General features: G+C 59.8%; 26 protein-coding genes and 3 pseudogenes. 8 read left to right on the top strand and 21 right to left on the bottom strand.

Annotation, left to right across the window (positions count from 1 at the left end; translation table 11 throughout):
- Positions 1-5 precede the first annotated feature (5 nt).
- The 14 genes from AB4Y35_RS37850 to AB4Y35_RS37785 all read right to left on the bottom strand — a co-directional run bounded on the left by AB4Y35_RS37850 (position 6) and on the right by AB4Y35_RS37785 (position 12,353).
- Positions 6-227: a hypothetical protein gene (locus AB4Y35_RS37850; protein ID WP_368697795.1), complete on the bottom strand. Its 222-nt coding sequence runs from the start codon at positions 225-227 to the stop codon at positions 6-8.
- Positions 224-988, bottom strand: a complete 765-nt coding sequence (gene istB / locus AB4Y35_RS37845) for an IS21-like element helper ATPase IstB (protein WP_368697796.1) — start codon at positions 986-988, stop codon at positions 224-226. The genes AB4Y35_RS37850 and istB overlap by 4 nt, the downstream gene beginning before the upstream one ends.
- Positions 975-2,480 (bottom strand): IS21 family transposase, encoded by a 1,506-nt coding sequence (gene istA / locus AB4Y35_RS37840; protein WP_368697794.1) that lies wholly within the window; start codon positions 2,478-2,480, stop codon positions 975-977. The genes istB and istA overlap by 14 nt, the downstream gene beginning before the upstream one ends.
- 979 nt (positions 2,481-3,459) lie before the next feature.
- Complete coding sequence (locus AB4Y35_RS37835; RefSeq protein ID WP_368702609.1) at positions 3,460-3,888, bottom strand: hypothetical protein; 429 nt, start codon at positions 3,886-3,888, stop codon at positions 3,460-3,462.
- A gap of 235 nt (positions 3,889-4,123) precedes the next feature.
- Positions 4,124-5,098 carry a LysR family transcriptional regulator gene (locus tag AB4Y35_RS37830; protein WP_368708469.1) on the bottom strand — a complete coding sequence of 325 codons (975 nt, stop codon included), beginning with the start codon at positions 5,096-5,098 and terminating at the stop codon, positions 4,124-4,126.
- Between the two features lie 14 nt (positions 5,099-5,112).
- Positions 5,113-6,045 carry an SMP-30/gluconolactonase/LRE family protein gene (locus AB4Y35_RS37825; RefSeq protein ID WP_368708468.1) on the bottom strand — a complete coding sequence of 311 codons (933 nt, stop codon included), beginning with the start codon at positions 6,043-6,045 and terminating at the stop codon, positions 5,113-5,115.
- A gap of 117 nt (positions 6,046-6,162) precedes the next feature.
- Positions 6,163-6,591 (bottom strand): DUF4442 domain-containing protein, encoded by a 429-nt coding sequence (locus tag AB4Y35_RS37820; protein ID WP_368708467.1) that lies wholly within the window; start codon positions 6,589-6,591, stop codon positions 6,163-6,165.
- 4 nt (positions 6,592-6,595) lie between these two features.
- Positions 6,596-7,351: an SDR family oxidoreductase gene (locus tag AB4Y35_RS37815; protein ID WP_368708466.1), complete on the bottom strand. Its 756-nt coding sequence runs from the start codon at positions 7,349-7,351 to the stop codon at positions 6,596-6,598.
- A 10-nt stretch (positions 7,352-7,361) separates the two neighbouring features.
- Entirely contained in the window at positions 7,362-7,643 is a 282-nt protein-coding gene (locus tag AB4Y35_RS37810; protein ID WP_368708511.1) for a phosphotransferase, read from the bottom strand.
- A 36-nt stretch (positions 7,644-7,679) separates the two neighbouring features.
- Positions 7,680-7,832 carry a hypothetical protein gene (locus AB4Y35_RS37805; RefSeq protein WP_368708465.1) on the bottom strand — a complete coding sequence of 51 codons (153 nt, stop codon included), beginning with the start codon at positions 7,830-7,832 and terminating at the stop codon, positions 7,680-7,682.
- Positions 7,829-8,662 (bottom strand): SDR family oxidoreductase, encoded by an 834-nt coding sequence (locus tag AB4Y35_RS37800; RefSeq protein ID WP_368708464.1) that lies wholly within the window; start codon positions 8,660-8,662, stop codon positions 7,829-7,831. Before AB4Y35_RS37800 ends, AB4Y35_RS37805 begins: the two co-directional genes overlap by 4 nt.
- Before the next feature lie 17 nt (positions 8,663-8,679).
- On the bottom strand, positions 8,680-9,891 hold the full coding sequence (locus tag AB4Y35_RS37795) for an acyl-CoA dehydrogenase family protein (RefSeq protein ID WP_368708463.1): 1,212 nt from the start codon (positions 9,889-9,891) through the stop codon (positions 8,680-8,682).
- Between the two features lie 14 nt (positions 9,892-9,905).
- The gene (locus tag AB4Y35_RS37790) at positions 9,906-11,624 is read right to left on the bottom strand and encodes an AMP-binding protein (RefSeq protein ID WP_368708462.1); all 1,719 of its coding nucleotides are present in this window, start codon (positions 11,622-11,624) and stop codon (positions 9,906-9,908) included.
- 447 nt (positions 11,625-12,071) lie between these two features.
- The gene (locus AB4Y35_RS37785) at positions 12,072-12,353 is read right to left on the bottom strand and encodes a hypothetical protein (protein ID WP_368708510.1); all 282 of its coding nucleotides are present in this window, start codon (positions 12,351-12,353) and stop codon (positions 12,072-12,074) included.
- Positions 12,354-12,443: 90 nt separating this feature from the next.
- Between AB4Y35_RS37785 and AB4Y35_RS37780 the strand changes: the two are divergent.
- Positions 12,444-13,173 (top strand): annotated as a pseudogene (locus tag AB4Y35_RS37780) (IS6 family transposase).
- 639 nt (positions 13,174-13,812) lie between these two features.
- Here the strand turns inward: AB4Y35_RS37780 and AB4Y35_RS37775 are convergent.
- Positions 13,813-14,217 carry a DUF3331 domain-containing protein gene (locus AB4Y35_RS37775; RefSeq protein WP_368708461.1) on the bottom strand — a complete coding sequence of 135 codons (405 nt, stop codon included), beginning with the start codon at positions 14,215-14,217 and terminating at the stop codon, positions 13,813-13,815.
- Between the two features lie 29 nt (positions 14,218-14,246).
- Positions 14,247-15,539: an NAD(P)/FAD-dependent oxidoreductase gene (locus AB4Y35_RS37770; protein WP_368708460.1), complete on the bottom strand. Its 1,293-nt coding sequence runs from the start codon at positions 15,537-15,539 to the stop codon at positions 14,247-14,249.
- Between the two features lie 137 nt (positions 15,540-15,676).
- Between AB4Y35_RS37770 and AB4Y35_RS37765 the strand changes: the two genes are divergently transcribed.
- From AB4Y35_RS37765 to AB4Y35_RS37750, 4 genes and pseudogenes are all read left to right on the top strand, one after another.
- Positions 15,677-16,348: a TetR/AcrR family transcriptional regulator gene (locus AB4Y35_RS37765; protein ID WP_368708459.1), complete on the top strand. Its 672-nt coding sequence runs from the start codon at positions 15,677-15,679 to the stop codon at positions 16,346-16,348.
- A gap of 446 nt (positions 16,349-16,794) precedes the next feature.
- A pseudogene (locus AB4Y35_RS37760) lies at positions 16,795-17,156 on the top strand (diguanylate cyclase); the annotation flags it as partial.
- Positions 17,157-17,474: 318 nt separating this feature from the next.
- Positions 17,475-17,744: a hypothetical protein gene (locus tag AB4Y35_RS37755; RefSeq protein WP_368708458.1), complete on the top strand. Its 270-nt coding sequence runs from the start codon at positions 17,475-17,477 to the stop codon at positions 17,742-17,744.
- A 995-nt stretch (positions 17,745-18,739) separates the two neighbouring features.
- A pseudogene (locus AB4Y35_RS37750) lies at positions 18,740-19,036 on the top strand (hypothetical protein); the annotation flags it as partial.
- Between the two features lie 259 nt (positions 19,037-19,295).
- Here the strand turns inward: AB4Y35_RS37750 and AB4Y35_RS37745 are convergent.
- The 4 genes from AB4Y35_RS37745 to AB4Y35_RS37730 form a co-directional block, all read right to left on the bottom strand.
- The gene (locus AB4Y35_RS37745) at positions 19,296-20,558 is read right to left on the bottom strand and encodes a DUF3734 domain-containing protein (RefSeq protein WP_368708457.1); all 1,263 of its coding nucleotides are present in this window, start codon (positions 20,556-20,558) and stop codon (positions 19,296-19,298) included.
- A 26-nt stretch (positions 20,559-20,584) separates the two neighbouring features.
- On the bottom strand, positions 20,585-21,367 hold the full coding sequence (locus AB4Y35_RS37740) for a 3-hydroxybutyrate dehydrogenase (RefSeq protein ID WP_368708456.1): 783 nt from the start codon (positions 21,365-21,367) through the stop codon (positions 20,585-20,587).
- Positions 21,368-21,401: 34 nt separating this feature from the next.
- A complete protein-coding gene (locus tag AB4Y35_RS37735; protein WP_368708455.1) occupies positions 21,402-22,199 on the bottom strand; it encodes an acetoacetate decarboxylase in 798 nt (265 codons plus the stop codon).
- 359 nt (positions 22,200-22,558) lie between these two features.
- Complete coding sequence (locus AB4Y35_RS37730; RefSeq protein WP_368708454.1) at positions 22,559-22,753, bottom strand: hypothetical protein; 195 nt, start codon at positions 22,751-22,753, stop codon at positions 22,559-22,561.
- A gap of 438 nt (positions 22,754-23,191) precedes the next feature.
- Here AB4Y35_RS37730 and AB4Y35_RS37725 point away from each other — a divergent pair, with 438 nt between their 5' ends.
- On the top strand, positions 23,192-23,326 hold the full coding sequence (locus AB4Y35_RS37725; RefSeq protein ID WP_368708509.1) for an AraC family transcriptional regulator: 135 nt from the start codon (positions 23,192-23,194) through the stop codon (positions 23,324-23,326).
- 14 nt (positions 23,327-23,340) lie between these two features.
- On the opposite strand, the gene AB4Y35_RS37720 is transcribed toward AB4Y35_RS37725, so the two are convergent.
- The gene (locus AB4Y35_RS37720; RefSeq protein ID WP_368708453.1) at positions 23,341-24,576 is read right to left on the bottom strand and encodes a PucR family transcriptional regulator; all 1,236 of its coding nucleotides are present in this window, start codon (positions 24,574-24,576) and stop codon (positions 23,341-23,343) included.
- Positions 24,577-24,833: 257 nt separating this feature from the next.
- On the opposite strand from AB4Y35_RS37720, the gene AB4Y35_RS37715 reads away from it, so the two are divergent.
- On the top strand, positions 24,834-25,178 hold the full coding sequence (locus AB4Y35_RS37715; RefSeq protein WP_368708452.1) for a YtcA family lipoprotein: 345 nt from the start codon (positions 24,834-24,836) through the stop codon (positions 25,176-25,178).
- A 15-nt stretch (positions 25,179-25,193) separates the two neighbouring features.
- The gene (mdtN, locus tag AB4Y35_RS37710) at positions 25,194-26,234 is read left to right on the top strand and encodes a multidrug transporter subunit MdtN (protein ID WP_368708451.1); all 1,041 of its coding nucleotides are present in this window, start codon (positions 25,194-25,196) and stop codon (positions 26,232-26,234) included.
- The last annotated feature ends 6 nt before the right edge of the window (positions 26,235-26,240 follow it).

Below are 26,240 nucleotides of genomic sequence, written 5' to 3'. Positions count from 1 at the left end.
TTGATTCAGAACGGGTCCGCGATATCGTCAACGTCGCCGACGTTCAGAGGCGATCGCTGTTGACGGATCAGGTCGTGCAACTCGACGCCGTAACACATCCAGATGCGAGCCCGCAGATCGCTGAGCAGCTCAAACACAGCGAGCGCTTGCTGGGGCGACCATTCGGCATCGATCAGGAAGTCCAGTCCGCGAGACAGTCCCGATGGCAGGTGCGTGCGCCGGCTCACGGTTTTTTCTCCGGGCGCGCGGCATTACGCCTGCTGGCGCGCTGCTCCGAGCGCTCGCGCGCTTCCTTGACGCGATACGACTCGCCCTCGATGGCAATGACCTCAGCGCGATGCACGAGACGATCGACCAGCGAGACGACGCAGGCCGCGTTCGGGAACACCTCTGACCATGCCTTGAACGGTTTATTGGTCGTAACCACCGTGCTCGCGGCACCATACCTGCGGCTGACGAGCTCGAACAGCAGGTCGGCATGGCGGTTCGAGTACGACAGGTAGCCCACTTCATCAATCACGAGGACTTCGGGGGAAGCATAGCGATGCAGACGGCGGCGCAGCGCCGAGTCGCTGTCGAGCGCAGCCAGTTCGCCGAGCATCTGGCCAGCCGTGGTAAAGAGCGCCGTGTAACCATGGATGAGCGACTGGTACGCAAGGTTCAGCGCGAGTGTCGACTTGCCCACGCCGTTCGGCCCGATCAGCACGACGTTGGACTTCTCCCTGACGAACTCGAGCGCCATCAATTCCTCAAGCGCGACGCGGTCGATGCGTTTGGGCCATTCCCAGTCGAAGTCGGCAAGGGGCTTGAAGTTACCCAGGCGCGCGTCGCGGATGCGCCGCTCGAGCGAACGGCGCGTGCGCTCCTGTTCTTCCCACTGCACCAACGGCTCGACCCAGGACGCCTCGGCAATCTCGCTCCAGTGCGCCAGCAACCCGTACAACCGCAACGCGTTGGCGCGCTCCTGCAACTGCTCAGTCCTGTTCATCATCGGCCTCCCGCGTGAGCTCGTCATAGATGTCGAGCCGGTGTGGTGTTACCAGTTTGTCCTTGTCGCGCACGTGTTCCGGCAGCTTCACGGCGACCGGTGGAGGCGCTCCGCGTTCAACCCGACGCCGCTCCAGCGCCAGACGTACCGGATTCTGGTGAGGCGCGGCGTCGCTCGCGAGGGTTTCCTCGATCGCCGCCTGCAACTCGGTGGCGCCATAGCGGTCGAGCAAACGCAACAGCTGCGCGGTGATGTTCCCCAGGTTGCTGCCGCGCTCGGCCGCACGCAGTATCAGGGTCTGGGCAGCCGGTGCAGCGCGTGTGAGATGGTCCAGGCCGCGATGATGACGGGCCTCGCGTTTTCGCTCCACCAATGCATCGATGTGTGCAGCGATTTCGATCTGCGCGCCGCGATCGTAACTGCGCGCATGCACTGCAACAACATCGGCGCCATCAAGGATGCGCACATGGTGCTGATCGGCACGTACCGTGAGGGTGCGTTGCACATGGGTGTGGGGTACCGAGTAATCGTTCAGGTCGAAGCGTGCATACGGCGTCTTGCCGATTTTCACGGGCAACTGCAGTTCACACGGGTACGGGTTATCTGGCAGCGCAAGCAGACTGGGCCGCTCGCGCTCGAAGGCCTCGCGTACGCTGATCTGCGGTTCTTCGCGGCAGGGACGCTCGGCTGCCATGCCCGCGCACCACTGCGCAGCCTGGGCGTTCAGATCGTCGAGGTCGTTGAACTTGCGGGCCGCGAAGAAGCTCTCCCGCGCATATCTGATCGCTCTTTCGACGCGACCTTTTTCGTTGCCTCGTGCCACGGCTACTGGCCTCGGCTCGAACCGGTAATGGCTCGCAAATGCCAGCAGCGCAGGATTGAAGCGGATCGCATCGCCCTGACGTTCGAGCACGGCGCTGCGCAAGTTGTCGTATTTCAAGACCCTTGGCAGTCCGGACCAAGCTTCGAAGGCGCCCACGTGACCGGCCAGGAAGCTGTCCATACGGGCATCGAGGAAGAAGCGCAGCCAGATCTGGCGCGACCACGCCAGCACCATCACGAAGGCCATCAACGGCCGGCGCGCGCGACCGATCTGCAGATGGCCGAATGAGGCCCAGTCGACCTCACCCACTTCTCCCGGAACTGTGCGCAAACGCAGATAGGCTTCGGGGGTCGGTCGCGGCCGATGAAGCGCGACCATGTGCCTGAAGTGGTGGATGTTGCCCCTGTAGCCACGCTCGGCCACCATCGCGTACAGGCGGCTTGCCGTGAGCGAAGGGAACTTCCTGAGCGTCTCATGGATAAAGGGCAGATAGGGATCTATCCGCGAGGGCCGCTGCGCTGCGCCCAGCCGTGGCAAGCCTGCCTGGGCAAGCACGCGCTGCACGGTGCCGCGATGCACATGCAACTGGCGCGCAATGGTGCCGCAGCGCCACTTCTCGACATGGTAATAGCGCAGGATCTGCGCCTCCAGTTCAGCCTTGATGGTCATGAATCGTTTCCTTTCATATCCGTAGCAGTACGAACTTCATGGAAGACCCGACGACGTAACGGCCCATGACGCACGAATTCGCATGCGCGGCAGCAGAAACGGCAATGTCCGGTCGCCAGCGGCGTAGCAGCAATCGTGGGGATGGCCCCGCTGGCCGACGTCGTCGATGTCGAGGCCAGTAGAGCATCAGCGGCGGGACCAGTGGAACCGTGATGCGTCACCTTATTTCGCTTGTCGCGAAAGCGGCGCATCCTGGCGGCATGTGCAGAACGTCCGCGCCGGCTGCGCTGGTAGCGGCGGCCAGCCTCCCGCTGACTGGCCCGGCGGGAAGCCAGGGAGCAGTCGCGACCGCAGTAGATCTGGCCACGATCGCAACGACGGCAGACGATGACCTGCGCCCGGCAACGGGCGCACACGTACAGGCGGCCCGTGGGCGGCTGCATTGGCGGTTCCTCCAGAACGCCAAAGAGGAGGAGTCGAACAAGGTCGACGGGCCACGTGAGCAATGCGATACTGACGGCTCACACGGCTGTCCGGCCGGCCAACAGGCCTGCCATGTGGATATCCCTTGTGGAGGTGCGGCGCCGGACTGGACTTGGCGGTTGAGGCCGGCGCTGCGCCTGTTGTTCTTCTTCGGCAAACGCCTTTCTACCATGCGGACGGCACGCCCCGATGCAGGGCACGTCTCCAGTCGCCCTACGGGCTCCCTTCACCGTGCCCTGCATCAACAAGCCCCGGTCACGATGCGTTGGTCATTTCCGCGAGTTCTTTTTTGCTCTCGCGTCACGCCGCCTCTATGTGACGCCGCCAGATTTGCGCGGATTTAGACCGCCATCGACAGCTCCTGGCGATGTGGAGTCACGGATTTTCGCATGGCCAGTAGCCGGTCGAGCAACCCGGCGTGCGTCGCCTCACCGGAACGTCCACTTTTGACCAAAGGGGGGGGCGCGCCTGGCACCGCGAAAGCTGACAGCATTCTTCACGTCTGAACAAGCTCAAGACCGTTTTCGGCACACCACTGCCTCAGCGCGCTTTCGACAGCATCGGCTTCGAAGGAATACCAGCGTTCGAGAACGCCTTCACGCTCCAGCAAATCCTTGAAGCGCGCATACGCCCCTTGCCGCCGGAAAAATCCTTCGGCCTGGTCGTAACACGCCGGTAACTCCTGTGCGACAAAGCGCAGGGCGAGACGCCTTCCCAGATCAAGGTCGTTCTTGTGCGGGATCGCAAGGTAGCGATCGGAAGTTTCAAGGTCGTCCGGAATCTCTTCGTCAAACGCATCACTGGAATCAGAAGTCCACCAGACCTTGCCCGTATCGAGCGAGACATACGCGTTATGCTCCATTGGCGCCGCGTAGCTGACAAAGTCAAAGGCCATGGAAAGATCGTCGTGCCTGACTGCGACCATGATTCTCCTCCGATAGCGGTGTAACGTTCGAGCGACCCGGCTTTCAAACCGCGCACGATGGCAACGGATAGCCGCTCACCACGCCGGCGCCGCGACTCAAAGTTCCTCGCTGGGGTCAGCTGTTACGACAAAGAATAGATAGCGCAGGCGAGACCTTCACCGAGCCGGACCACTATGGCCACTCCCAGCCGCTCAATGTGGGGCGTTGAGCCTTCACCGGACGATACCGCACCTACTATCGTTCGAATCCTCCATGCGATTCTGTATCGTCAATCAGTTGCCGGAACCACTGATTGGCGAAATCCATGTCGCTATTTACGTGCCAGTACATGTGGAGCTGCACGGGTGGTAATGAAAACGGTAAATCAAGCTGGGCCAGGGAACGACTTGTATCGATTTGCCGAGCAAGTCGCGCGGGCATGGTGAGCAAGAAATCCGACTGCTGAATGATATGGCAGGCTGAATAGTAGTTCTGGCAACGAACTGCAATACTGCGTTGCAATCCGAGATTCAACAACGCGACATCTTCGAGAACTGTTCCTTGCGAGCGCGTCGACACAGCGACATGCTTCGCCTCGAGGTAGTGCTCCATTGTTATGCTCCGCGCGGTCCAACGATCCTTGCGCGCCAGAATACAGAAGGCATCTTCCAGTAATGGGCGATGCCGCACCGGTTCGCTGATCGGCAATGCGACATCGATAACCAAATCCAGGTAGCCTGCCGCCAAGGTGCTTGCCATCCGTTTGCGGTCGATCGGGCTGCTCGCAAGGGTGGCCATTGGAGCTTGGTCGCCCAATGCGCGCGTCAGAGCGGGCAGCAGCAGCGGTTCGATCGCATCCGGCATACCTAGTCGAAAGGTCTTTCGTGTTTCAGCTGGATTGAACAGCCCCCATTGCTGGAGCAACTGATGTAGTTTAGCGACCTGCTCCAGGAGGCCCGGCGCCATCCTGAGACAGGTTGCTGTTGGCTGCATGTTGCGCCCGTCTCTTACGAAGAGTTCATCGTTCAAATGCTCTCGCAGACGGCCGAGCGCATGGCTAACCGCCGAAGGCGTCAACGCCAGGCTTTGCGCAGCGCGGCTCAGGTGTCGTTCTCGATAGACGACTTCAAAGATCTTGAGCAGATTGAGATCTAGCTGCTGAATTCTTTTATGTTCCATAGTCGGCGCATCTGACCGATCATCACCTTTATCCGGCTTTCTTGAGCCCATGGTGGCGTTGTTTGCTAACCAGACGTCAGTTCGAAGGAAAAGATTGATTGTTCGACAAGGCTACTCAGGTACACGGTCCCGCCGTGTTGACATACACCGGTGACCATGCCGTACTCTCCGTCAGTCCACTGGCAATCGTGAACCACGCGGCCCTCGGCGTCAAAAGCCATCGCCCACGTGACTCGCTCGGGAGCTGGCTGCAGGGCAGCAGGCAATCGGGCAGCGAGCTTGCGAATGGGCAGCGGCATTTTATGCAGTTTATCGACGACAGGATTACGGGGTGAAGCCAGCGCCACCCACACCAGGCCATCCGCGCTCATCGAGCAATTGTCGGGAAAGGCAGGGAGCTCCGCGAAGATCTCGCTGCGCCCGGCCTTCTGCCCCTTTAACCACAACCTGCGCAGACGATAAGCTCCGGTCTCTGCGACCACAATCCAGGACTCGTCATGTGCCAGTGCCAAGCCATTGGCAAAATAGAGTTTCTCGAGCAGTTGCTTGACATGGCCGGAGGGGTCGCGGCGAAACAGGCGGCCGGTAGGGACGTTCTCCACGATATCTTTGCGCCACTCGTGGACCGTGTACCGATCAGTGGAACTACTGAAGAAGATGGTTCCATCTTCTGCAGCAACCACATTGCTGCAGAATGGAAGCGGCCGCCCGGCATACTGGCTCACCAATATCTTCAGTTCCCCGGTGCGCGGATTCAGTTCGAGCAGACCTTTGGGGCTATCGCAAATAAGGACACGACCGTCCGGAAGTACCTCCAGCCCCAACGGACGCCCGCCGGTGTCGGTCAATTGCTGCGCTTTTCCGCTTCGCGGATCGATCCCGAGAACCCGCCCATCGTTGACGCCGGTGATGAGATAACCTTCACGGTCGACCACGACATCCTCCGGCGCCTGCCCTGGAATTGATATCAGGCGCTTCTTGAGTTGCACTGCTTGCATGTGTCTCCTCCTTCGTAATGACTATCGACGCTCGGGCTTACTGCGCGCTATCCAGGCCATGCACATGATTCCCGACACTGGAGCCTGACTGGTCTCATCTTTGATCACGATCGGCACTTAAATTTTTCCTTCGGTTTGTTCGCGCAGGGACTCGCCCTGCTCTAGCGTGAGCAGGGCCGTTGCGGATACGGCACCTCGAATGGGCTTGTGCAGATCCATCTCGAGGCGCCTCAGCACCACTATGGCATTCGACGACAGATGCTGGGCCACCACCAGTCCAGCCGCATATTCTGCCGGCAACGTCATTGCAACCGCGTGGACTCCGAGGATGTGGTTGCGCACGCGCGGGCGATTCGCCAACGTCAGTGTCACGCTGTAAGGTCCGATCGTTTCCGCCTTGACGCCAATAGTGCGATAAAAGCACGAGAAACGTCCGAATATGAAATTGAACAAGAGAACCTGAAGCGCACGCGGCATTCGGTTCAGTGCAGCAAAGACAGCGTTGATCCGGTTCCGCGGAGCATTCTCGAGTGGCGTGATCGCCATTATCTCAGCTCAGTTTGACGACCCAGGACAGCGGCATCCGCTTCATCAGAAAGCCGAGCGGCGCCCAAGGCCACCGTGGCACGAACGCTGTAGTCGGCTCTTTCTCGATAGCGGCGGTCAACAGCCGACAGCCCTTTGCTGCATCGATGATGAAGGGTGTCTTGCCGGCTGAGGTGTTCTCATTCAGTTCCGTCCGGATGTAGCCCGGATATATTGTGCTGACCTTGATGGCGCGCTTGCGAAGTACATCGGCACGAATGCCTTCCGCCATCGCAGCGACACCGACCTTGCTGGCCGAGTATGCAGTCATGCTGCCACGCAAGCCGCGCATCGCGCTCATTGAAGAGATGACAACCAGATGGCCAGAATTCTGCGCCCGAAAGATTTCCATGGCCGCTTCGCTCTGTGCTAGAGCAGCGAGGAAGTTCGTTTCAACCGTCCGTTTGTTTTCGCTGAAGTTTCCCCTCCCTACGGGCGCACCGGAGCCAACACCAGCATTCACGATGACTCGGTCGATGGAACCCATATCAGTTGCAAACGCCCGGAAAACCTCGAAGACCTGGTCATGATTGGTGACATCCAGTTCGCGGATCCACACCTTGATGTTTGGCGCGCTCCTCTGCAGTTCCTGCTTTAGTTCCTTCAGTCGATCGAGGCGTCTCGCGCAAAGGGCAAGGTTGCAGTTGCGTTTGGCAAACTCCCGCGCCATGCCGGCGCCAAGTCCCGAACTGGCACCCGTGATTAGAATGTTCCTGCGCATAATGATTCACTCAATGATGTCGATACCTACAGGACTTGCAGACTGTTGCCGTGACACAGATTAGCGATAGGTCAGCAGAGAGCTGTAGACCGCGAGGCAGGTTATTGCCCGGGATGATGCCGTTCAGGCGCTCCATCACGTAGAACTCCGCGCCGACTACCGATTCGTCGGCGCAAAAAATGCGCATTTCCGGCACGAACTGGAATACCGGTTTCAGGGCATGCTGAAGACGATACTCTCGGCCCATGTCGTGCGCTGATTTCGCTTTGGTCCCGGCTGGAGGGCGCCTCAGGATAAGGTCGACATTCTCCTATTTGAGGCGGTAGGTTCAATTCGATGCACCACCGGAATATTGGGTAATTTCCAGCTGTCCTTGTAGATCGGGCAGTTTGAGCTTGAGCCAGGCGTCGATCGCATTGCTGCCCAGCTCCTCTCCGGCCCGTACCGCGCCGGCTTGGTCCAATACTGCAACCGCATTCATGCCGCTACCTCTTTCCGTTGTTGCATCCGCGCTTCGACTTTTGCCAACTGTCGGCGAATCAACCGCAGATACCATGCATGTGGCAAGTACCGCTTCATGCGCCAAGCCTTCAGGGAGTCGGCATGGGTCAGGATGTGCGTGTCGCCATGAGCCACTCCGGCGGCAATCTTCCTCGCGATTTCTTCTGGGCCTACACGCGCCCTCTCCACCAACCGTTTGGTGAATCGCTCGGACTCCGCATCGCTCGCACGCATATGCCTGGCTAGATCGGTGCGGAAGAACGCCGGACAAGCGACCGAAACGTGAATGTTGTCGCGCGCCAGCTCGAGCTGCAAAGTTTCGGACAACGCCACTACGGCCGCCTTCGTGGCATTGTAGGCAGCTGCCTTGGGCAAATGAAGCAGGCCAGCCATGGACGCCACGTTGACGATCTTGCCGCTCCCTTGCGCACGTAGCATGGGTGTGAAAACCTTGCAGCCGCGCACTACGCCGAGCAGGTTGATGTCCACCACCCACTGCCAATCGTCGAGTGAGACGTCTGCGATCGGTCCCATCTGTGCAACGCCAGCGTTGTTGTACAAGACATCGACGCCGCCCCAGTTGACACGCAGCCAGTCGGCTGCGCGCTGCAGGTCCGCTTCCTCACGCACGTTACACGGCAGGTAGTGCGACCGTACGCCCGTTCGGACGAGCTCATTGACGAGCGCTTGCCCACGGTCATCATCGATGTCGCCGATCAAAACGCTCGCGCCTGCGCGGGCATAGTGACGCGCCAGCTCGCGGCCGAGTCCGGACGCCCCTCCAGTTATGAATACGCGTTGCGATTTCATGCCAGTTTCGCCTCTCGTCACTTGTATTTGGCCAATTCACGACGGGCGACCATCGCACGATGCACCTCATCCGGCCCGTCGGCCAAACGCAGCGCGCGCGCCATCAGAAACAGATTGGTCAACGAGACATCGTGAGACATGCCTGCGCCACCGTAAATCTGGATAGCCTGATCGACCACGCTTTGCAGCACGTTGGGCGCCACCACCTTGATGGCGGAAATCTCGGTCATTGATTCCTTGACCCCGTGATGATCAATTTTCCACGCCGCGTATAAGGTCAAGAGTCGGGCCTGATCGATCGCAATACGCGCATTTGCGATCCGCTCCAGATTGCCGCCCAGCTTGATGAGCGGCTTGCCAAAAGCCTCGCGTTGCCTCGCTCGGGAGATCGTCAACTCCAGTGCGCGCTCGGCGGCACCAATCGCGCGCATGGAATGATGAATGCGCCCCGGGCCCAGCCGGCCTTGGGCGATGAGAAAGCCCTTGCCCAGACCGAAGATCACGTTCTTCCTTGGTACACGCACATTGCTGAACTCCACCTCGCCATGGCCATACGGCGGGTCATATTCGCCGAAGGTCGGCAACATGCGCGTGATGCGGACCCCCGGCGTATCGAGCGGCACCAGCACCATGCTGTGGCGGCTGTACGGTTCCGCATCGGGGTTGGAAACCCCCATGAAGATGGCCACCCTGGCGTTCGGGTGCCCGATGCCGGTGGACCACCACTTCTTGCCGTCAAGCACGAGCTCGTCGCCGTCCTCTCGAATGGTCGCGGCGATATTTGTGGCGTCGGACGAGGCCACATCCGGTTCCGTCATGCAGAAGACCGAGCGAATTTCCCCTGCCAGCAATGGCTTGAGCCACTGCTCCTTTTGTTCCGTACTACCGAAGTGATGCAGAACCTCCATATTGCCGGTATCGGGAGCGTTGCAATTGAAGACCTCGGCGGTAAATTCGTAACGCCCGGTCAGTTCTGCCAACGGCGCGTACTCCAGGGTGGTCAGTCCGCTCTCGGATGGCAGGAACAAATTCCAGAGGCTGGCTTCACGCGCTTTCGCCTTGAGCGCCTCAATTACGGACGGGACACGCCACCGGGACCAGTCGCCGTCGGGATTCATGTGCCGATTTTCTTTGCGGTAGGAATCTTCGATTGGCACGATGTGTGTGTCAATGAACTGGCGCATCCGCTCGAGATACTCTGCTGCCTTGGGACTCGGAGAAAAATCCATTTCAGTACCCTTAATTATTGATAGTCACACAGTTCCCTACGGAGAACCTTGCCTACAGGCGACTTTGGCAGCGAATCGACGAATGCGATCTGCTGCGGGCGCTTGTAGTTGGTAAGGTTCCGGGCGCAATGCGACAGGACCTGCTCGGCCGTCAGTTGCGGATCCTTTCTGACGATAAAAAGCTTCACCATTTCACCGGAACTCTCACTCGGCATGCCTACTGCTGCGGCTTCCAGTACGCCAGACAAAGAAACGGTGACTTCTTCAATTTCCGCCGGGTAAACGTTGAAACCTGAAACCAAAATCATGTCCTTCTTGCGATCCACGATACGCACGTAACCACGCGCGTCTATCACGCCTACGTCTCCGGTTCTAAGAAAACCATCGCGGCCGAGCACCTGCGCCGATTCATCGGGGCGCTGCCAATACCCGGCCATGACCTGCGGACCCGAGATATAAATTTCACCGACGTCACCGGTCGGCAACGCATTGCCTTCGTCATCGCGGATCGAAACGGTCACGGACGGCAAAGGCAAACCGATGCTGCCGTTGAATTCGTTGCGATGTGTCGGGTTGCAAGTCCCTGCGCCGGTGGTTTCTGTCATGCCCCAACCTTCCAGAATCCAGCGTCCGGTCAATTGATGCCAGCGGTCCGCCACTGCTTGCTGGGTGGCCGTGCCGCCTGCCACGAAGACCCGACAGTGCGAGTAATCCACCTGCCGGCTGGCTGGATGATTGAGCAAGGCGTTATAGAGCGTATTCAACCCGCACATGAGGTGAAAGCGCTGCGCTTTCATCGTCTTGACGAGACCGGCTATATCGCGCGGATTGGGAATCAACGTGCTGCACGCCCCGACGCCGAACCCCACCATCAGGACGTAGATCGTAAATATGTGATACAGCGGTAGCTGAAGCAGCATCGCAGGGTGAGCAACGGCTGTTTCGCGTTGCAACGCGACGTTCAGCCACGTACCTGCGATGGTCGCCGCCGCGAGCAGATTTCGATGGAGCAGCATTGCGCCCTTCGCCACACCTGTGGTGCCGCCCGTGTACTGCAACATGGCCAGATCGCTCTGATGCAGTATGACCTCGCGTAAGGGCAGCGACCGGCCTCTGGCAACGGCCTTGCCGAACGCGTGATGACCGGGTAAGGACCAGCGCGGCACGATCTTGCGCACGCGTCGAATCGCGAAGTTGATCGCGCCCCCCTTCAACACGCCATACAGGTCACCCGTCGAAGCGACGACAATGTGTTTGACTGGAACTTCGTTACGCACCTGTTGCAAGGTGCTGGCGAACTGATCGAGGACGATGATGGCTTCCACGCCACTGTCGTTCAGTTGGTGCGCGAGTTCGCGAGCCGTGTACAGCGGATTTACGTTCACCACCACGTAACCGGCACGTAAAACGCTGAACATGCTGACTACGTTCTGGATACTGCTCGGCAGCATGATCGCCACCCGCGCGCCCTTGTCCAGTCCCAGGCTCTGCAGCCACGCCGCAAATGCGCGTATGTAGACAGCCAGCTCGCGATAGGTGAACGTCTTTCCCGAGCATTGAATTGCAGGACGCGTGGCATATCGGCGCGCTGCGTCCTCAAAGTAACTGCAGATCGACGCCTGGCCATCCAATTCGACCGCCCGTGGCACTTGCGGAGGATAGCTGTCAAACCAGCTTTCTCGAAAGAGCAATTTGTCTTCTTCCGAGCACCGCTTGGTGTATTGGTTTTCCATGTCTCCCGCCTCACGTCTAGTGACAGGAACATGCTAAGGCGGACAAGCTAATGAATGAACTGAAGTTTTTTACGTGAATAGGATGAACGCAATTCACACAATGCGAATCGTGGCCTGGCGTTTCGGATCTGGCCTGCGGCAAAGAGCCCCCCGGAAAGCCTTTCCTGGCAAGGTTTCCCGGGAGATTTCAAGTTTTTGGGGGATGAGTAGAAATAGCCGGCGCCGCCGAACCGACAGAGGCCATGACACTCCTTGGTGGGACGAAAGAGTCGCGTAAAGTCCCTTGACTCCCCCCGCACAATCGAAATGGGCTCAGTGAAACACCTCAAAGGTCGGAAAGATGTCCAACTTTAGGTTGTATTCAACGGCAACTCTATCGCTTCGGCGCCCGGCGCTGGTGCAAGTAACCGACTGCCGCCAGTGCCACGCAACTTCCCAGTGTCGCGACTACTTCCTCCCGATGATCCTGGCTGCGAACCATGACGACGAACGCCCCCCGACGATAAGGCCTACAACCAGCAGGCCGAGGCATGGATGAAGCCACATTTTCACTTTTAGCTTCGATGTCGTGGCGAGTCGGGAGCGAAGCTTCAATTGGCTGATCGCGATCACGAGGTAAACGACAAGCGCGATAGCACCAGTCGACGACAGAAGCGTATCGAAGACGTACTTGGGAGCGAGATAGTTCGCCGCTACCACCTTGAATGCCACAAGCGTTGACCCGAGCACGGCGGCGACGGGAACACCTGCGAAAGTCGTCCTTGTCACGACCGCGGGTGGCGTTGTCAAAATGAATGCGCTGCCGGATAGAATGGCGGGATCAAGAAGAGTCAATCACTTTACAAGGGATTCCGTTTTCCTGCGGCGGTCATCAGCTGCGCGGTACGCTGGTACCACCGCTTCAATATGAAGCCTGCGCGAGGTCGAGGAATTGCTGCTCGAGCGCGGCGTGACCGTCACGTACGAATCGGTGCGCAACTGGTGTGACCGGTTCGGGGCGCAGTTCGCCCAGTGGGCGAAAGCCGCGCGTGGCAAGCCGGGCTCCACCTGGCACCTCGACGAAGTGTTCCTGAAGCTGCAGGGGGAGCCGTACGTGCTGTGGCGCGCGGTGGACGAGTTCGGCACCGAGCTGGACGTCCTGCTGCAAAAGCGCCGCGACAAGGCCGCGGCGAAGCGCTTCTTCAGGAAGGTACAGCGTTCCCACCCGGTGCCCCGCAAGATCGTCACCGACCAGCTGCGCAGCTATCCTGCGGCGAAGGCGGAAGTGCCCGAACTGGCCGGCGTGAAGCACGTGTTCGTGAAGGCAGCGGCGCGAGTGAACAATCGCGCAGAAAACAGCCATCAGCCCACGCACCGGCGTGAATGCCAGATGCAGGGCTTTCGCGATCCGCAGCGTACGCGGGCGTTTCTCTCACGCTTTGGTCCGAACCGTCAGCACTTCGCCTTGTCCCGGCACCGGATGAACGCAGCCTGTCATCGCGAACAGCTCAGGGCGCGACTGCTTGCATGGTACGACTGGGCAGGTGCGCAGCTCCTCAGCGCATATTGACGATGCCTTATCTAAATGGAAAGTCATAACCTGTTTCGCTTAACTTGACAAAGCCGGGTGGCGGCATCCCCAATCCGAGCAACAGCGGTGCACGCATCGGCAACGAGGTCGCGGCCGGACTGCGGACGGTCGTGACGTTCTGATGGTGTGACGCTCTGCGACGCCCCGGCCTGCCAGCACTCCGCGACCAGACCGGGATATACCGTCACTAAAACGACGCGCTCGCTCCTTAAATGTCGCGTGATTGATTGAGGACGACTGTCAGTCGAAGAGAATTCGACACGCTGACGCAGCGGACGGATGCGCATCAAATCGCCGAGCATCGACGCATGTGCGTTCGATGGCACTCGATATGACGGATCCGCGCCGTATTGGCGCTCTTACCCCGCCGAACCGTTCAACAGAGGAGTCGGGTCGACATTAGCCGACCGCGACAGGCAGGGGGCGGCCAGTTTGAGTCGTTCGCGCAAGATTTGCACACGTCCCTTGCACACCTGTTAAGCGACATTCGGGCGCTTCGGCGACGTCCTGTCTATAGCTCAAATATACAAGTCAACTGATCGGCACTACCCCGCAGCGACTATTCGGTCGCGCCGTGCCGTTCTGGGCCGAATCAACACGGAAACACGCCTGCCAAAACTAACGCCATGGATCGGCAAAGGCGAGCTCGACTAATGTTGCAAGCATCATGACAGCCGCGTTGGCGGGAGGCGGCTCGACCTTTGAGGGGCGGTAGATCGCATCGCCCGCGGCAATGCCCTGTCCGCTCAAGGCGCATATACCCGATCGTTTGGCTGTAGCAAGGCGCCAGACCTGTTCGCCGTACTTGCAACCTCGGGGGTCGCTCCACGATACGGTGGCCGTTCGTGGACTGGGTCGATCGAGCAGCGCGATCGTAACGTCGCCATTCTTGACCGGCAGACTGCTCGATCGGTGCGAATCGACCATATGCCTGACTCGAACCGTCAATTGATGCGCGCATCCCGCATCGAGTTGGCCGACAGTGCGCTGCCATGCAATGTCGGCCGTCACGTATTGATCCATGGGTACTCCCGTCGACAGTGAGGTGGCGTTCAGCTCAGCCGTATCTTCGGCTGCACGAGGCCGTTGATCTGCTCGGCGGTCCACAGCATCATGGCCTTCCCAAAACCGTGCAAAGCCTGCTGATGTTGCCGGTAGAGCATGGCGTGACTGAGCTGCGCGAATCGGCCTTTGATGAATCCGCCACGGAAGAACCCGAACTGCCCGAGCGTCCCAAAGGCGTTGTAGTCGCTCAGCGATACCAGCGCGCCGAAGTCGTGAAATGCAAAGTCGGGCAATGAGCCGCCGCCGAGCCAGCCCGGAAAGTGCTTGGCGAGATGTTGTGCCTGCTGCGTGGCGACTTGCGCCGTGGGTGCGAGAGGATGTTCATTGCCGGCGAGCGTCAACGTCGAGCAATCGCCCAGCGCGAATAGTGTGTCGTCGTCCTGCGCCTGCAGGGTTGGCCTGACGGCGATCTGATTGGAACGATTGATCTCGATCCCATCCAGTTTGCTTAGAAAATCAGGGGCCTTGACGCCCGCCGCCCACACCATCAAATCCGCCGGTTGGTGGCTGCCATCGCCCAACCGGAGTCCATCGGGTTCGGCGGCGGTCACACGCGTGCCCGTTCGCACCTTGAAACCAATATGCCGTAACTGTGCCTCACTGGACTCCGACACCGCCGGCGGAAACGCCGCCAGTACGCGCGGTGCGCTTTCATAAAGGGTGAGGTTCAGACGTGAGCGGATGCCGGGGTCGCCGTAACTCGACGCCACTTCGAGCAAGCGGCTCAATTCCGCTGCCAGTTCGACGCCAGTCGCTCCAGCGCCGACGATCGACACGCGCAACGCGCTATTCGTCACAACACTCTGAAATATGCGGATTCGCAATGCTTCGTTGAAGCCTTCAGCCTGAGCCTGGCTGTCAATGAAATGGCAATGATCGAGGATGCCTGGGGTGCCGAAGTCGTTGGCGCGACTGCCTAACGCAAGAATCAGTACATCGTATTCGACGGTGCGCGGGCCGGTCACAATTTCACCCGACTTCGAACGCAGCGCAGCCAGCTTTACGATGCGCGCATTGCGGTCCAGACCTTCCATCTCGCCTGGCTGATAGTTGAAGCCGTGGTCGCGAGCGTGGGCGAGATAGATGACCTGCTGTTGCTGGACATCGCGCGTGCCCGCCGCGATCGTGTGCAACATGGGCTTCCAGATGTGGGTTGCGCTTTTGTCGATCAACGTGACCTGAGCGCGGCCGCTGCGGCCAAGCGTGTTGCCCAGCCTGGTCGCAAGCAGAAGTCCAGCGATACCGCCGCCGACGATGACGATCCGAGTGGTCTGGTGCATATTTTAATATTCCACGAATGATGAATAAATGCGATACTAAGGTTTCGAAGGGTTCATGTCAAACCGGTGCCGCTGCTATTCACGGTGCGGCACCCGCTAAATTCTGGGCTTTCCTTGAACACGATCTACCGTCGCCGATGAAACACCCTCACGATCAAACCCAGTGCGCCACGACGACTCCCACGCCCCGTCGGTCGCGCGGCCGTCCAGCGTGCAGCGACGCGGGTGGCGCCGACGCATTGCTTCGCAGCGCCCGAGGGGCGTTCGCGAGGAGCGGCTATGAGGCGACGAGCGTGCGCGAAATCGCCAGGGCGTCGGGTGTCGACCCTGCGCTGGTCGCGCATCACTACGGCTCGAAGGAAGCGCTTTGGATTGCCGTGGTGGACCAGATTGCCGACGATGTGGCTCCCATGGTCGCGAAGACCGCCGCCTTGCGGGAGATTTCAGGTCCAGGACCGCGAGCGCGCGTCGAGGGCGCCGTGTCGATCCTGATCGACCAGGTGTTTCTGACGCCAGACGTTGGCATGTTTTTTTCGACTGCCGCAACGGAAACTGGAGAGCGCCTTAACCTGCTGATCGAACGGGTGGTGCGGCCGTTTCACGACGTGTTCGTGCCGTTGCTCATCGATGCGATCGACGCAGGTGAGATTTCGCGGCAAGATCCCGACATCATGTTCACGATGCTCGCCAATGGCATCAGCAAAACTGTCGCCTATAGCCACGTGCTGAGTCCGTTCTCTTCCTTACCGCGGCGTCCCAAGGCATTCAAACGCGCCGTTCTGACGACGGCTTTAGCCATGCTCGGCTGAACCGCTGCGACCGCGACGCCCCTCTCGCAAATCTATTGTCGGTGAGCGACCGAGTTCGGTCAATTTGACGCCCTCACCACAAAGCAGCATTCGTTTCTCCCCGCTTCTGCCACCGGAACGCTCGTCAGTTACGGTGTCGCGGCTGCACCGGTCGTGGATTGCACCCGCGGTTACGTGTCGGGAACCTGGGTCCCGCTCTGGGAGGACTTCTATTGCGACTGGCGCTCCATCAGGTTCAACGAACGGATCGAACCGCCAAGCTGGTCGCTGGGCAATGCCGTCATTGCCGCCGGCGCGAAAGGCACTCTCTTCCGCTCCCGACTTTCGCACGCGGGCACCAAACGCGTGCTTTATGTGGACAAGCTCGATGCCGGTGACACCCTTGACGTCCACGATCCCTCACGCTCCCTGTCCAGCCAACCTGTCTTCGTGGGAATGGGAAGCGCCTGTGCGCCCTGCAACTGCTGCAAAACAGGCAGAAGGCGCTTGACCGTGCAAGTGAAACTTCGCGCAATTTCGGCCTGATCGCGGAGCGCGACGTCGAGCGCAACCTCGAGCTTTACGATCTGTCGCAGCAGCCCATGATTTGCAACGGCGCGACGTGATTGCGTTGACGCCGGCCCTGCGTCGCGACGTGCTGTTCGATCACGCGATGACCGCCAGACTTCTCGGCTCGATACTCGTGCTGGACGCATCCGGCAACGTCGTGCGGGATTCGGGCAACGACGTCCCGCGCAAGGGCGACTTTGCTGACCGCAGGTATTTCACGGTTCAGCGGGACAATCCCGATGTCAAGCTTTACGTCAGTCGAACGAACAACTGCGTGACCATTGCGTACGACAAGCTCCAGATCCTTTGGCCAGCCACAGAGGTGTCTCCGCTTACAGGCCACTGGCTCTCGTAGGGACAGTACGATTTCATGGGCTGCGTGAACTCACAAGTCGATGGCATGCACCGCGCTTGCATCGGCATGAAGCGTAATATCCTGAATAACGATACTCACAAAAACCAGGATACGCGGAGCCCGCAGCGTGGACGACGCTAGCCACATCGAAGGCTTGCCCAGGCGCGGTCGCCGGAGCCGTGCTGACGGATCGGAGAATCGTTCTCACGGAGGACTTGCAAAATGGCCTTTGCACCCGCTCCCAGCGTTGCCGGCAATCCTGTGTGCCTGACCGTTCGCTGTGCACCCGGGCAAATGAGCATCGTCGGAGTCTGGCAGGCGCTCGGGCAACACGCGTCACACGCGAAGCGAAGTCACGTGCATTGCAGCGGGAAGTGCAATTTTGATGAGCTGACCGTCATGCTCGATTCTGTTTCTCCCGCCGAGCTCGGCGATGTCACGATGCTTCTGAATGCCCAGCCGTGGGTCATTACCGCATTGGTCACTGCATGATAGGTCCCCGCTGCGCGCCCGATCCCTCAAAGGTCCATAAACTGCCGGCGTGTCATAGCGTTACGCCAGGCTCATAGTGCGCTCCATGGAAAAACCGGGATGCGCCCGCCCGGCTGCCAGATGGAGCACTATGAGGAATCTGCCCTGCAAACCCGATGCCCCCGCCGCCAGCCCCGCCTGCGGACAGGTGCCCGATCTCCCCGTCATGGTAGCCGGTACGGGACCATAGTTGCAGGATTCAGTTCCGAAGCAGGGTGATCGCATCGACCGGTGGTTCGTCACGGCTGACGCCCGTTGCCGGTGTCCCACCGATGTCTACTGCGCAAGCCACGTCAGCGTCGAAATTGCGGGCGAAGCCTTCACTCATTCCTTTCAACCTGAGAGGAATGCTCGCTTCAATCAGCTATCACATCCGGGGCCATGGACGCCACAGGCATGGCGGCTCAAAACGAAGCCCGTTGTACTTTTCCACCGCGCAAGGCATGACGAAAAGGCGGCATGACATTTGCGCATGCGCTTCTCGTAACGCGGCGAGCTACCTGAGTCAACCATGCAATTCATGTTTCAGTCTTGCCTGATCAGTACGAGCGTAAGCATCGATGACGGACTGTGGCGAATGCGAGAATCTTCGTCCCGGCATCAGACGGTTCATTTGACGAGGATGTATATGCCTGTGCCTGGATGAGAATTTCATCGACGAAAACGAAGCCCTGAATTTTGCACGCGACCGGGCAGTGGGCTGGGTCGAAGAGCACTGCGTCGGCGAGATTTATTCTGTTCTGGGCCCACAACCTTACCCGCGGGCCCTTCGCGCACGCAACCAGAAGCGGCAAGCGCCATGCCACGCAGAGACAATCATTTCGCCTATACCTGAAGTGCATAACATGTGCAAAAATCATAGAGACCTGATCCCGAGCGTTGCCCTTGCCGCCCATGGAAACTTGATCCGTGGGAATAAAGTGCGTCAAGACGCTGGGAACCGTCAGGCTACGAGGAATCAGCGAGGTGACACGTATCTCAGGACTTTTCTGGTACATGGAGCGCGCAGCATTTATCTATAAGGCCAAAGAGCCGGGGCAATGGGTTACGCAAATGAAGCAACGGCGTCCGTTGAATGTAGTATCGTTGCCATGGCCAACAAGCTCGCTCGAATAATCTGGGCGGTCCTGGCGCATCAACAGCCATACCGCGCAAATTACGCGTGCACGAGACCGTCATGTTTCGATCACGGTGTCTACTGGCTTCGCTTTAAGGGGTGGAACGTCAAAAGTTGCGGCGGCATTCGAGTGTGATGACAGATCGGGTTGGACCTAGGACTCACCAAGCCTGAATTTATGTTGAGCTTCTTAAACTCGCGATTTGAATGAGGCGTGAGTCCGCGGATTTCATAGTGGCCCGCAGCGAAGCTGAAGCTGCACAGAGAGGCCGGATGCAGACGTGCAGCCCATCCCATTCGTCAAGACCTCGAACACCTGGCGCAAACGGGGCGTTCATTTGGAACATATATGTGGTAACCCCGGAAAAATGCATCGACATCAAAGGGGGACCCACCTAAGCGACCTTGCGAGTCAAATGCACTTGCCCCAAAGCGCCGGCGCTCAGTTCGGCGCGATCCGACTCGGGCAAGTCGCCCGCGCGCCGATGGATGTCGTGCGTGACGAAGCCTTGCTCGCGGCTCGGTATTGCGAACCAGTCCGGATGCGCGAACGACGCGCGAATGTCTTCGACGCCGCTCGACCAGTGCTCTTTCATGGTGTCGGCACTGAATTCGTAGTCCTTATAATGCCCTTCGTAAGGCTTGTTCTTGTAGATCAGATGGATCACGTTGATCGACGAACCATCGGCCACCTTCTCCGCGAGCTGGAACAGGGGATCGCTGCGGCGCGCCTCGGCGGGCACGTGTTCGAGGAGTTCCTTGATGAAGCGCGCGTGCTTTTGCCGATCGGCAAGCATGTTGGTGATGGCGCGCGTGCGGCTCGAATATTGAATGTCCTTGGCGCGTTCGGCCACGTCCAGAAAATCGGCGGGCACGTTGCCGCTCGCGCTCCATAGATCGACCTGGAATACGAGCGTGTCCTTGTGGTCCGCGTCACGCAGCACCTCCGTGAGCGGCGTGTTCGACACGAGGCCGCCGTCCCAGTAATACTCGCCGTCGATTTCCACGGCCGGAAAGCCCGGCGGCAGCGCGCCCGATGCCATGAAGTGCTCGGGCTCGAGCCGCATTTTGGCGTTGTCGAAATAGACGAGATTGCCGCTGCGCACGTTCACGGCGCCCACGGAAACGCGGATCGGGCCGTCGTTGATGCGGTCGAAATCGGCGAAACGTTGCAGCGTCGACTTCAGTGCGGCGGTGTCGTAGTAGCTCACCGCACTCGGAGTCGCCTTCTGCCAGCCTGCGACGGGCAGCGGGCGTCGCGGCGCGAAAAAGCCCGGCTGGCCTTCGGTGAGCGCGCGACCCGCGGCCCACATGCTGGCCCAACGGCGCGAAAATTCCTGCTGGCTGAAGATCGGCATGGCGAGCGCGCCGAGGTTGCCGAACCAGTCGAGCGGATGGCAGATCGACTCCCAGAAACCACGCAGCGCTTCGACGCGCCGCGCGGGTTCGTTGCCCGCGATTATCGCCGTGTTGAGCGCGCCGATCGACACGCCCGCAATGCGATGCGGTTCGACGCCGGCCTGCGCGAGCCCTTCGAACACGCCGGCCTGATAGGACCCGAGCGCGCCGCCGCCCTGCAAAACAAGGGCGATTTCGTCGTAGCGCGGCAGCTCAAACGGCTTGCGCTCCGTGCGGGCGGTTAGATTGCTGCTGCGCATACGTTCTCCCTTCGTTCGTTGATTGCTCAGTGCATCGACCAGCCGTGCGTGACGAGCACCGACTGGCCCGTCAACGCCTGCGACCCGAAGCCCGCGAGGAACGCGACCGTGTTGGCCACGTCGTCGAGCGAGGTGAACTCGCCGTCCACGGTGTCTTTGAGCATCACGTTCTTGACGACGTCGGCTTCCGAAATGCCGAGCGCCCTGGCCTGCTCGGGAATCTGCTTGTCGACGAGCGGCGTACGCACGAAACCCGGGCACACGACGTTGGCGCGCACGCCGCGCGGACCGCCTTCCTTCGCCACGACGCGGGCGAGGCCGAGCAAACCGTGCTTTGCCGTGACATAAGCCGCCTTGAGCTTCGACGCCTCGTGCGAGTGCACCGATCCCATGTAGACGATCGAGCCGCCCTTGCCGCTGTTGTACATATGCTTGAGCGCGGCCTTGGTGGTGAGAAACGCGCCGTCGAGATGGATCGCGAGCATCTTCTTCCAGTCGGCAAACGGGAACTCGTCCACCGGGCTGATGATCTGGATGCCCGCGTTCGACACGAGCACGTCGATCCCGCCGAAGGCATTCGCCGCTTCGTCGATCCCCGCATTCACGGCTTCTTCGTTGGTGACATCCATCGCCACGGCGAGGGCCTTGCCGCCCGCGGCCACAATGCTGTCCGCCACCTTGCCGGCGTTCGCGAGATTGAGGTCGGCGATCACGACCGCCGCACCCTGGCTCGCGAACGTGCGTGCGCAATGTTCGCCAATGCCGCTCGCGGCGCCCGTGATGACTGCAACCTTGTCCTTCAACGACATATGTATTCCTTACTAAAAGCGATTGTTAAGCAGATCAGGCAAGCTCGACTTCGGGCTCGCCCAGGGCGGCGTCCTGGCTCGATGTCGCGGCGAGATAGTCGAAGGCGACTTCGCCGATATCGAGCGTGAGGTCCGCAATGACGTGGCGTGCACCCACCACGCGGCGCACCGGCAGATCGGCGACGGGTGCGAGCGCGTGCGGATGCAGCTCGATCGCGGCCGGGCCGCTCCATGCGCCGCGCACCGTCACGTCGCGCAGATAGAAGCGCACGAGTTCGCAGATGCGCGCCGTGCCGTCCACATGCGGAATGATCTTGAGAAGATAGTTGGGCGTGTCGGCGAGCTTGCGGCGCTCGTCTTCGCTGTTGAGCACGTGATGCTTGTAGCCCATCGTGCCGGTCGCGATGCGCTGCGTGCCGTAATCGAGCGTGCCAAGCAGCGTGTCGTTGCCATCGACGGCGAGCACGGGGCGCGCGAGTTTCTTCGGGAAGCCCCAGATTTCACGGCCGCCGGCAATCGGACCTTCGTCGTCGAGATACATCGAATGCGTGTAATTCGCGAGGCGGCCTTGCGGATCGCGTACGGAAATCACCTGACCGCTTTCGGTGTAATCGCCGAAACCCGACGCGTCGGGCATGCGGATGAATTCGTAATGCACGAGATTGTTTTCCGGCTTGAGCGGCTCCGGCACGATGGCGCGCAGCGCATCGGGATCGGTCTCGTACGTGATGATGAAATATTCGCGATTGACGAAGCGAAACGGCGGCCGCGGATACGCGGGGTTGTGCATGGGCATCGCGAATGCATCGCGGCGGATTCTTGCCAGATCCATACTGTTCTCCAGTCCAGGCTGCGTAAAAACGTCGCCACAGATCATAGGGGGAAACATTGACGCGATAGCATTTTTGACGCCAAAACACCGTTTCGATTTCGTTAATTAAAAAGCATATTGAAAGCCTCACGGTGCATTTGTAAGTGGTTGGCGCGACACGGAACATGCCGATTTACGCCGAATTATCATACCGTTACGTTGATGGGAGAAAAAACATATGACGAATGCTGTTTAAAACAGGCAATAGATCAATGCGTGGATCGGGTAATAAGGCCAGTCTCCTTGCACGGTCAAAGTTACCCGGTCGGAAAGCCCGGTTCGCTGCACGAAGAAGTTCTTCCCATCGAAGAACTAATGGCTCAATTCAATGCCGTGGTCACGGTCAGCCAGTCGACATGGTCGAACGGCGCGTTGACAGCCGCGAACACCAGAATCTTCGTGATGCGCGATCGATTTTCGTGATGACGGGTGGCGATGACCGACAGCGGAACGCTTGCTGCGTTGGAAAGCGATGTGCGCAGCGCGTCCAGGCGTGTAGATATATTCGGGAACACAGTAGGCCTCACCAGGCCTGTCAAGCACGCTGACCTCGGCGCGCTGACCGACGGGTTTGATCGGCGAGATCACGAAGGTCAATTAGCGTGCACAGTTTGCCGCCTTCCGGAGACTTCGGGCGTTATTGGAAGGGACCGGAAACGGGTTGATCTTCAACGTGTCCTCGATCTCGGTCACAACGGGGATCGGAAGCAATATCCCGTATTGGACCATGATGGCGGGACTCGATGTCACGTTCTCATGGGGACCTGGGGCTAAGGGCGGAGGTGGAAGACCGCCTGCCATTCATGCCGATGCCGGTCGGGCATGGAGCATCAATGACCTCGCAGCGTTGTCGAATCTGTCCCGCTCGGCCTGTGCAGATCGAATCCCGTGCGTCGTAGGTCCGCGCCATTGCATTTCCTAACGAACAGTCGCCTTGATCGGGCCGCAGAGTCATTGCGGAACGGCGTGCGCCCACATTCGATATTGCAAATCGGTTCGGCTACACGTCCGAAGCGGCATTCAGTCGAGCGTTCAAAGGGAAGTATGAGATGTCTCCCATGCAGTGGCGGAGATTTCATGCAGACTAGACATCCTCTTACTTTCACGGGGCGTACAGCTTGAGCGCAATGTCGAGCTTCGCTATCCAGCCGGATTCGTCCAGTCGCGCGCCGAGAATGGTTTCGATGCGCCCCAGCCGGTGGTTGAGCGTATTGGGATGAATGCCCAGTACGCTTGCAGTCACCTTGCGGCGCTGTAATTGATCGAAGTAGGTCCGGAGCGTTTCGAGCAAGTCGGGCTCACTGGCGAGTTGCTCGACCAGTGAGACCAGATAGCCCAGCGCACGATCCGTACCTCGGATGCTCTCTTCGACGGCGATTTCCGAATACAGGCGCACGCGATCCTTGTCGTCGCGGCGTCGGTCGAAACGCAGTGCCTTGCTGGCTTCGTCGGCCGACATGGCCCATCCCGCTGCGCCCTCACCTGGGAGTCCGATGCCAATCGCCTTGATTTGGGGAAATGCATCGGTGATGTTGGCGATCTGCCCGGCCGCTTGACGAACACTCGTTCCCATCAGCTCTCCAACCCGGGCAGGTATCCACATGACGAGTTGGCCGCGAAACCAGATGTCGAAGATTTCATCCACAGGCAATTTGAGGCGTCGCGCGGTGGCTGCCACGATCGGGTCAATTTCGCTCTTGAACGTGGGCGAATCGCTATTGACCGAGTCGATATCGAAGGCCAATGCCATTCGCGGCGTCTTCGCGTCGAGATTGAGTGCGGCAGCGGCCTTCGAGAATCTTTCGGTCTCGTCTGGAAAGTTGAGAATAATGCTGAGAAGCTGATATCGAAGCGATTCTCGCCAGCGGGCCTGCTTGTATTGTTCTTCCAGGTAAATCTGGGTAATGGCCTGCGCCAATGTGTCGGAAAACTCCATTAAATAGGGAGAAACCTGGAACAAGAGCTCGTCGCGCAGCTTTTCGTCCTTCTTGTCGAGTTCGATATAGTGGCACCATAGTTCGCGAGAGCCGAGTCGAAAGGCACGCAGCAGCGATTCGAGCGGAACGCCCTGATAGACCCGCCGGCGCCCGTAATCCTGGAAGTCTTCAAGCGCCTGCTCCGAAGGCGGACTACCTGACAAAAGCGTATCGAGCCATAACCCCAGGGACAAACCGATCGAATGGCGAATATCCAGCCGGGTAGGCGCATCGAGGTCCGCATACGGCTTGATAATGGATAGCGTCTTGTAAACCCGATCGATAACTTCCGTATGATCCCGGGCGATTTTCTCGGTCCATTCGCGCAAGGCTGGGGATATTTCAGGGACTGCGACAGTCACGTTTCTTCGCTCCTGGAGATCGATTCCCATTGTACAGCGTGTCATTCCGGCCGCGTGCCGGCCGGAACCGGGCGGTCCGTTGTGACTATCCACAGTCAAATTGCGGGTTCGTACAATTTTCTCGGCACCCCTACGCGCTTAATATCGAGACCTTTGACGCGCATGCTCTGACCGTTGCGCGATTCCGGCCCGGAGCCAGCAAAGGCGCCCGGCTGCCGCGCAAAGTAGGCGGCGGCTAGCCCGAGCCTCCTTCCGCAGTGCGCATTCAATTGTCGATTCAACCTTGCGGCATTCTTTCGTGCCGCGTTTACCGTGCCGTACTCACTTTGCAGATGCGCTCATCTACCGCCCTGAATCTCGTGTCCCTGGCGGCAAACCTGTTGCTCGGAGGCTGCGCGCCGGCACCCTCGATCGCCGTGTTCGGCGCAGCATTTCCGGATTGGCTCTTCTGCATTGCCTTTGGCGTGCTGGGCACCGTAGTCGTCCATGCCGTACTGGGCAAGCAAGGCAAGCGCGCGGCGCTCGCGCCGTTGGCGCTCAGCTATCCGGCCCTTTGTGCACTGCTGGCCATGGCCTTCTGGTTGATGGTCTTTTCCCACTGATTTCACTTACCGTCCATGTCCGACGCTTCCGGCGCCTCGCGCAAAAAGTCCCTTCCCGCGTTGCTCATCGTTGTCGCCGCGCTCGTACTGCTTGGTGTCGTGCTGTGGCGCATCGATCGCGCACCGGGCACCGATGACGCCTATGTCTATGCCGACACGATCAACGTGGTGCCGGAGGTGAGCGGACGCATCGTCGAGATGCCAGTGCGCGACAACCAGGCGGTCAAGCGGGGCGATCTGCTGTTCCGGATCGATCCGCGGCCGTACCAGGATGCGCTGGATCAGGCGCGCGCACGGCTCGCTACGCTCGACAAGCAGATCGCGCTCACGCAGCGTTCGGTGAACGCACAGCAATACAACGCGCAATCCGTAAAGGCCGCGGTAGCGCGTTCGCGCGCCGCGGCCAATCAGGCAACGGACACGTTTCATCGCATCGAGCCGCTTCTCGCGCAAGGCTATGCATCGGCGGAAGAGGTCGATCGCGCCCGCACTGCGCAAGCGTCGGCCCAGGCGGAGCTGGATGCGGCGATGCTGCAAGCTCAACAGGCCTCCGCTGCGGTGAGCGGCGTGGATGCACTGGTCGCGCAACGCGCCGAAATCGAGGCGCAAATTGCCATCGCGCAGTTGAATCTCGAGTTCACCGAGGTGCGGGCACCATTCGACGGACGGGTTGCGGCGCTGCGCACCGCGGTCGGTCAGTTCGCTTCGGCGCTCAAGCCGGTTTTCACGCTGATCGATACACGTCATTGGTACGTGATTGCGAATTTCCGTGAGACGGAGTTGAAGGACGTGCGTGCGGGGACGCCGGCTACTGTCTATCTGATGAGCGATACCGGCAAGCGTTTCGAAGGCCGGGTCGATTCAATCAGCTACGGTGTGCTGCCCGACGATGGCGGCGTGGTGCTGGAGGGCTTGCCGCGCGTGCAGCGCAGCATCAACTGGGTGCACGTGTCGCAGCGTTTCCCGGTCAAGATCGCGGTGCTCAACCCGCAGCCGGCATTGTTCCGGGTCGGCACCTCGGCAGTCGCCACGCTGCACCGCGACTCTTCGCGGTGAGCAACG

Origin of the sequence: Paraburkholderia sp. EG286A (assembly GCF_040965375.1) — a bacterium.
Taxonomy (GTDB): domain Bacteria; phylum Pseudomonadota; class Gammaproteobacteria; order Burkholderiales; family Burkholderiaceae; genus Paraburkholderia.
Note: the sequence above shows the minus strand (reverse complement) of the source record. Positions and strands in the feature narration are given on the sequence as shown.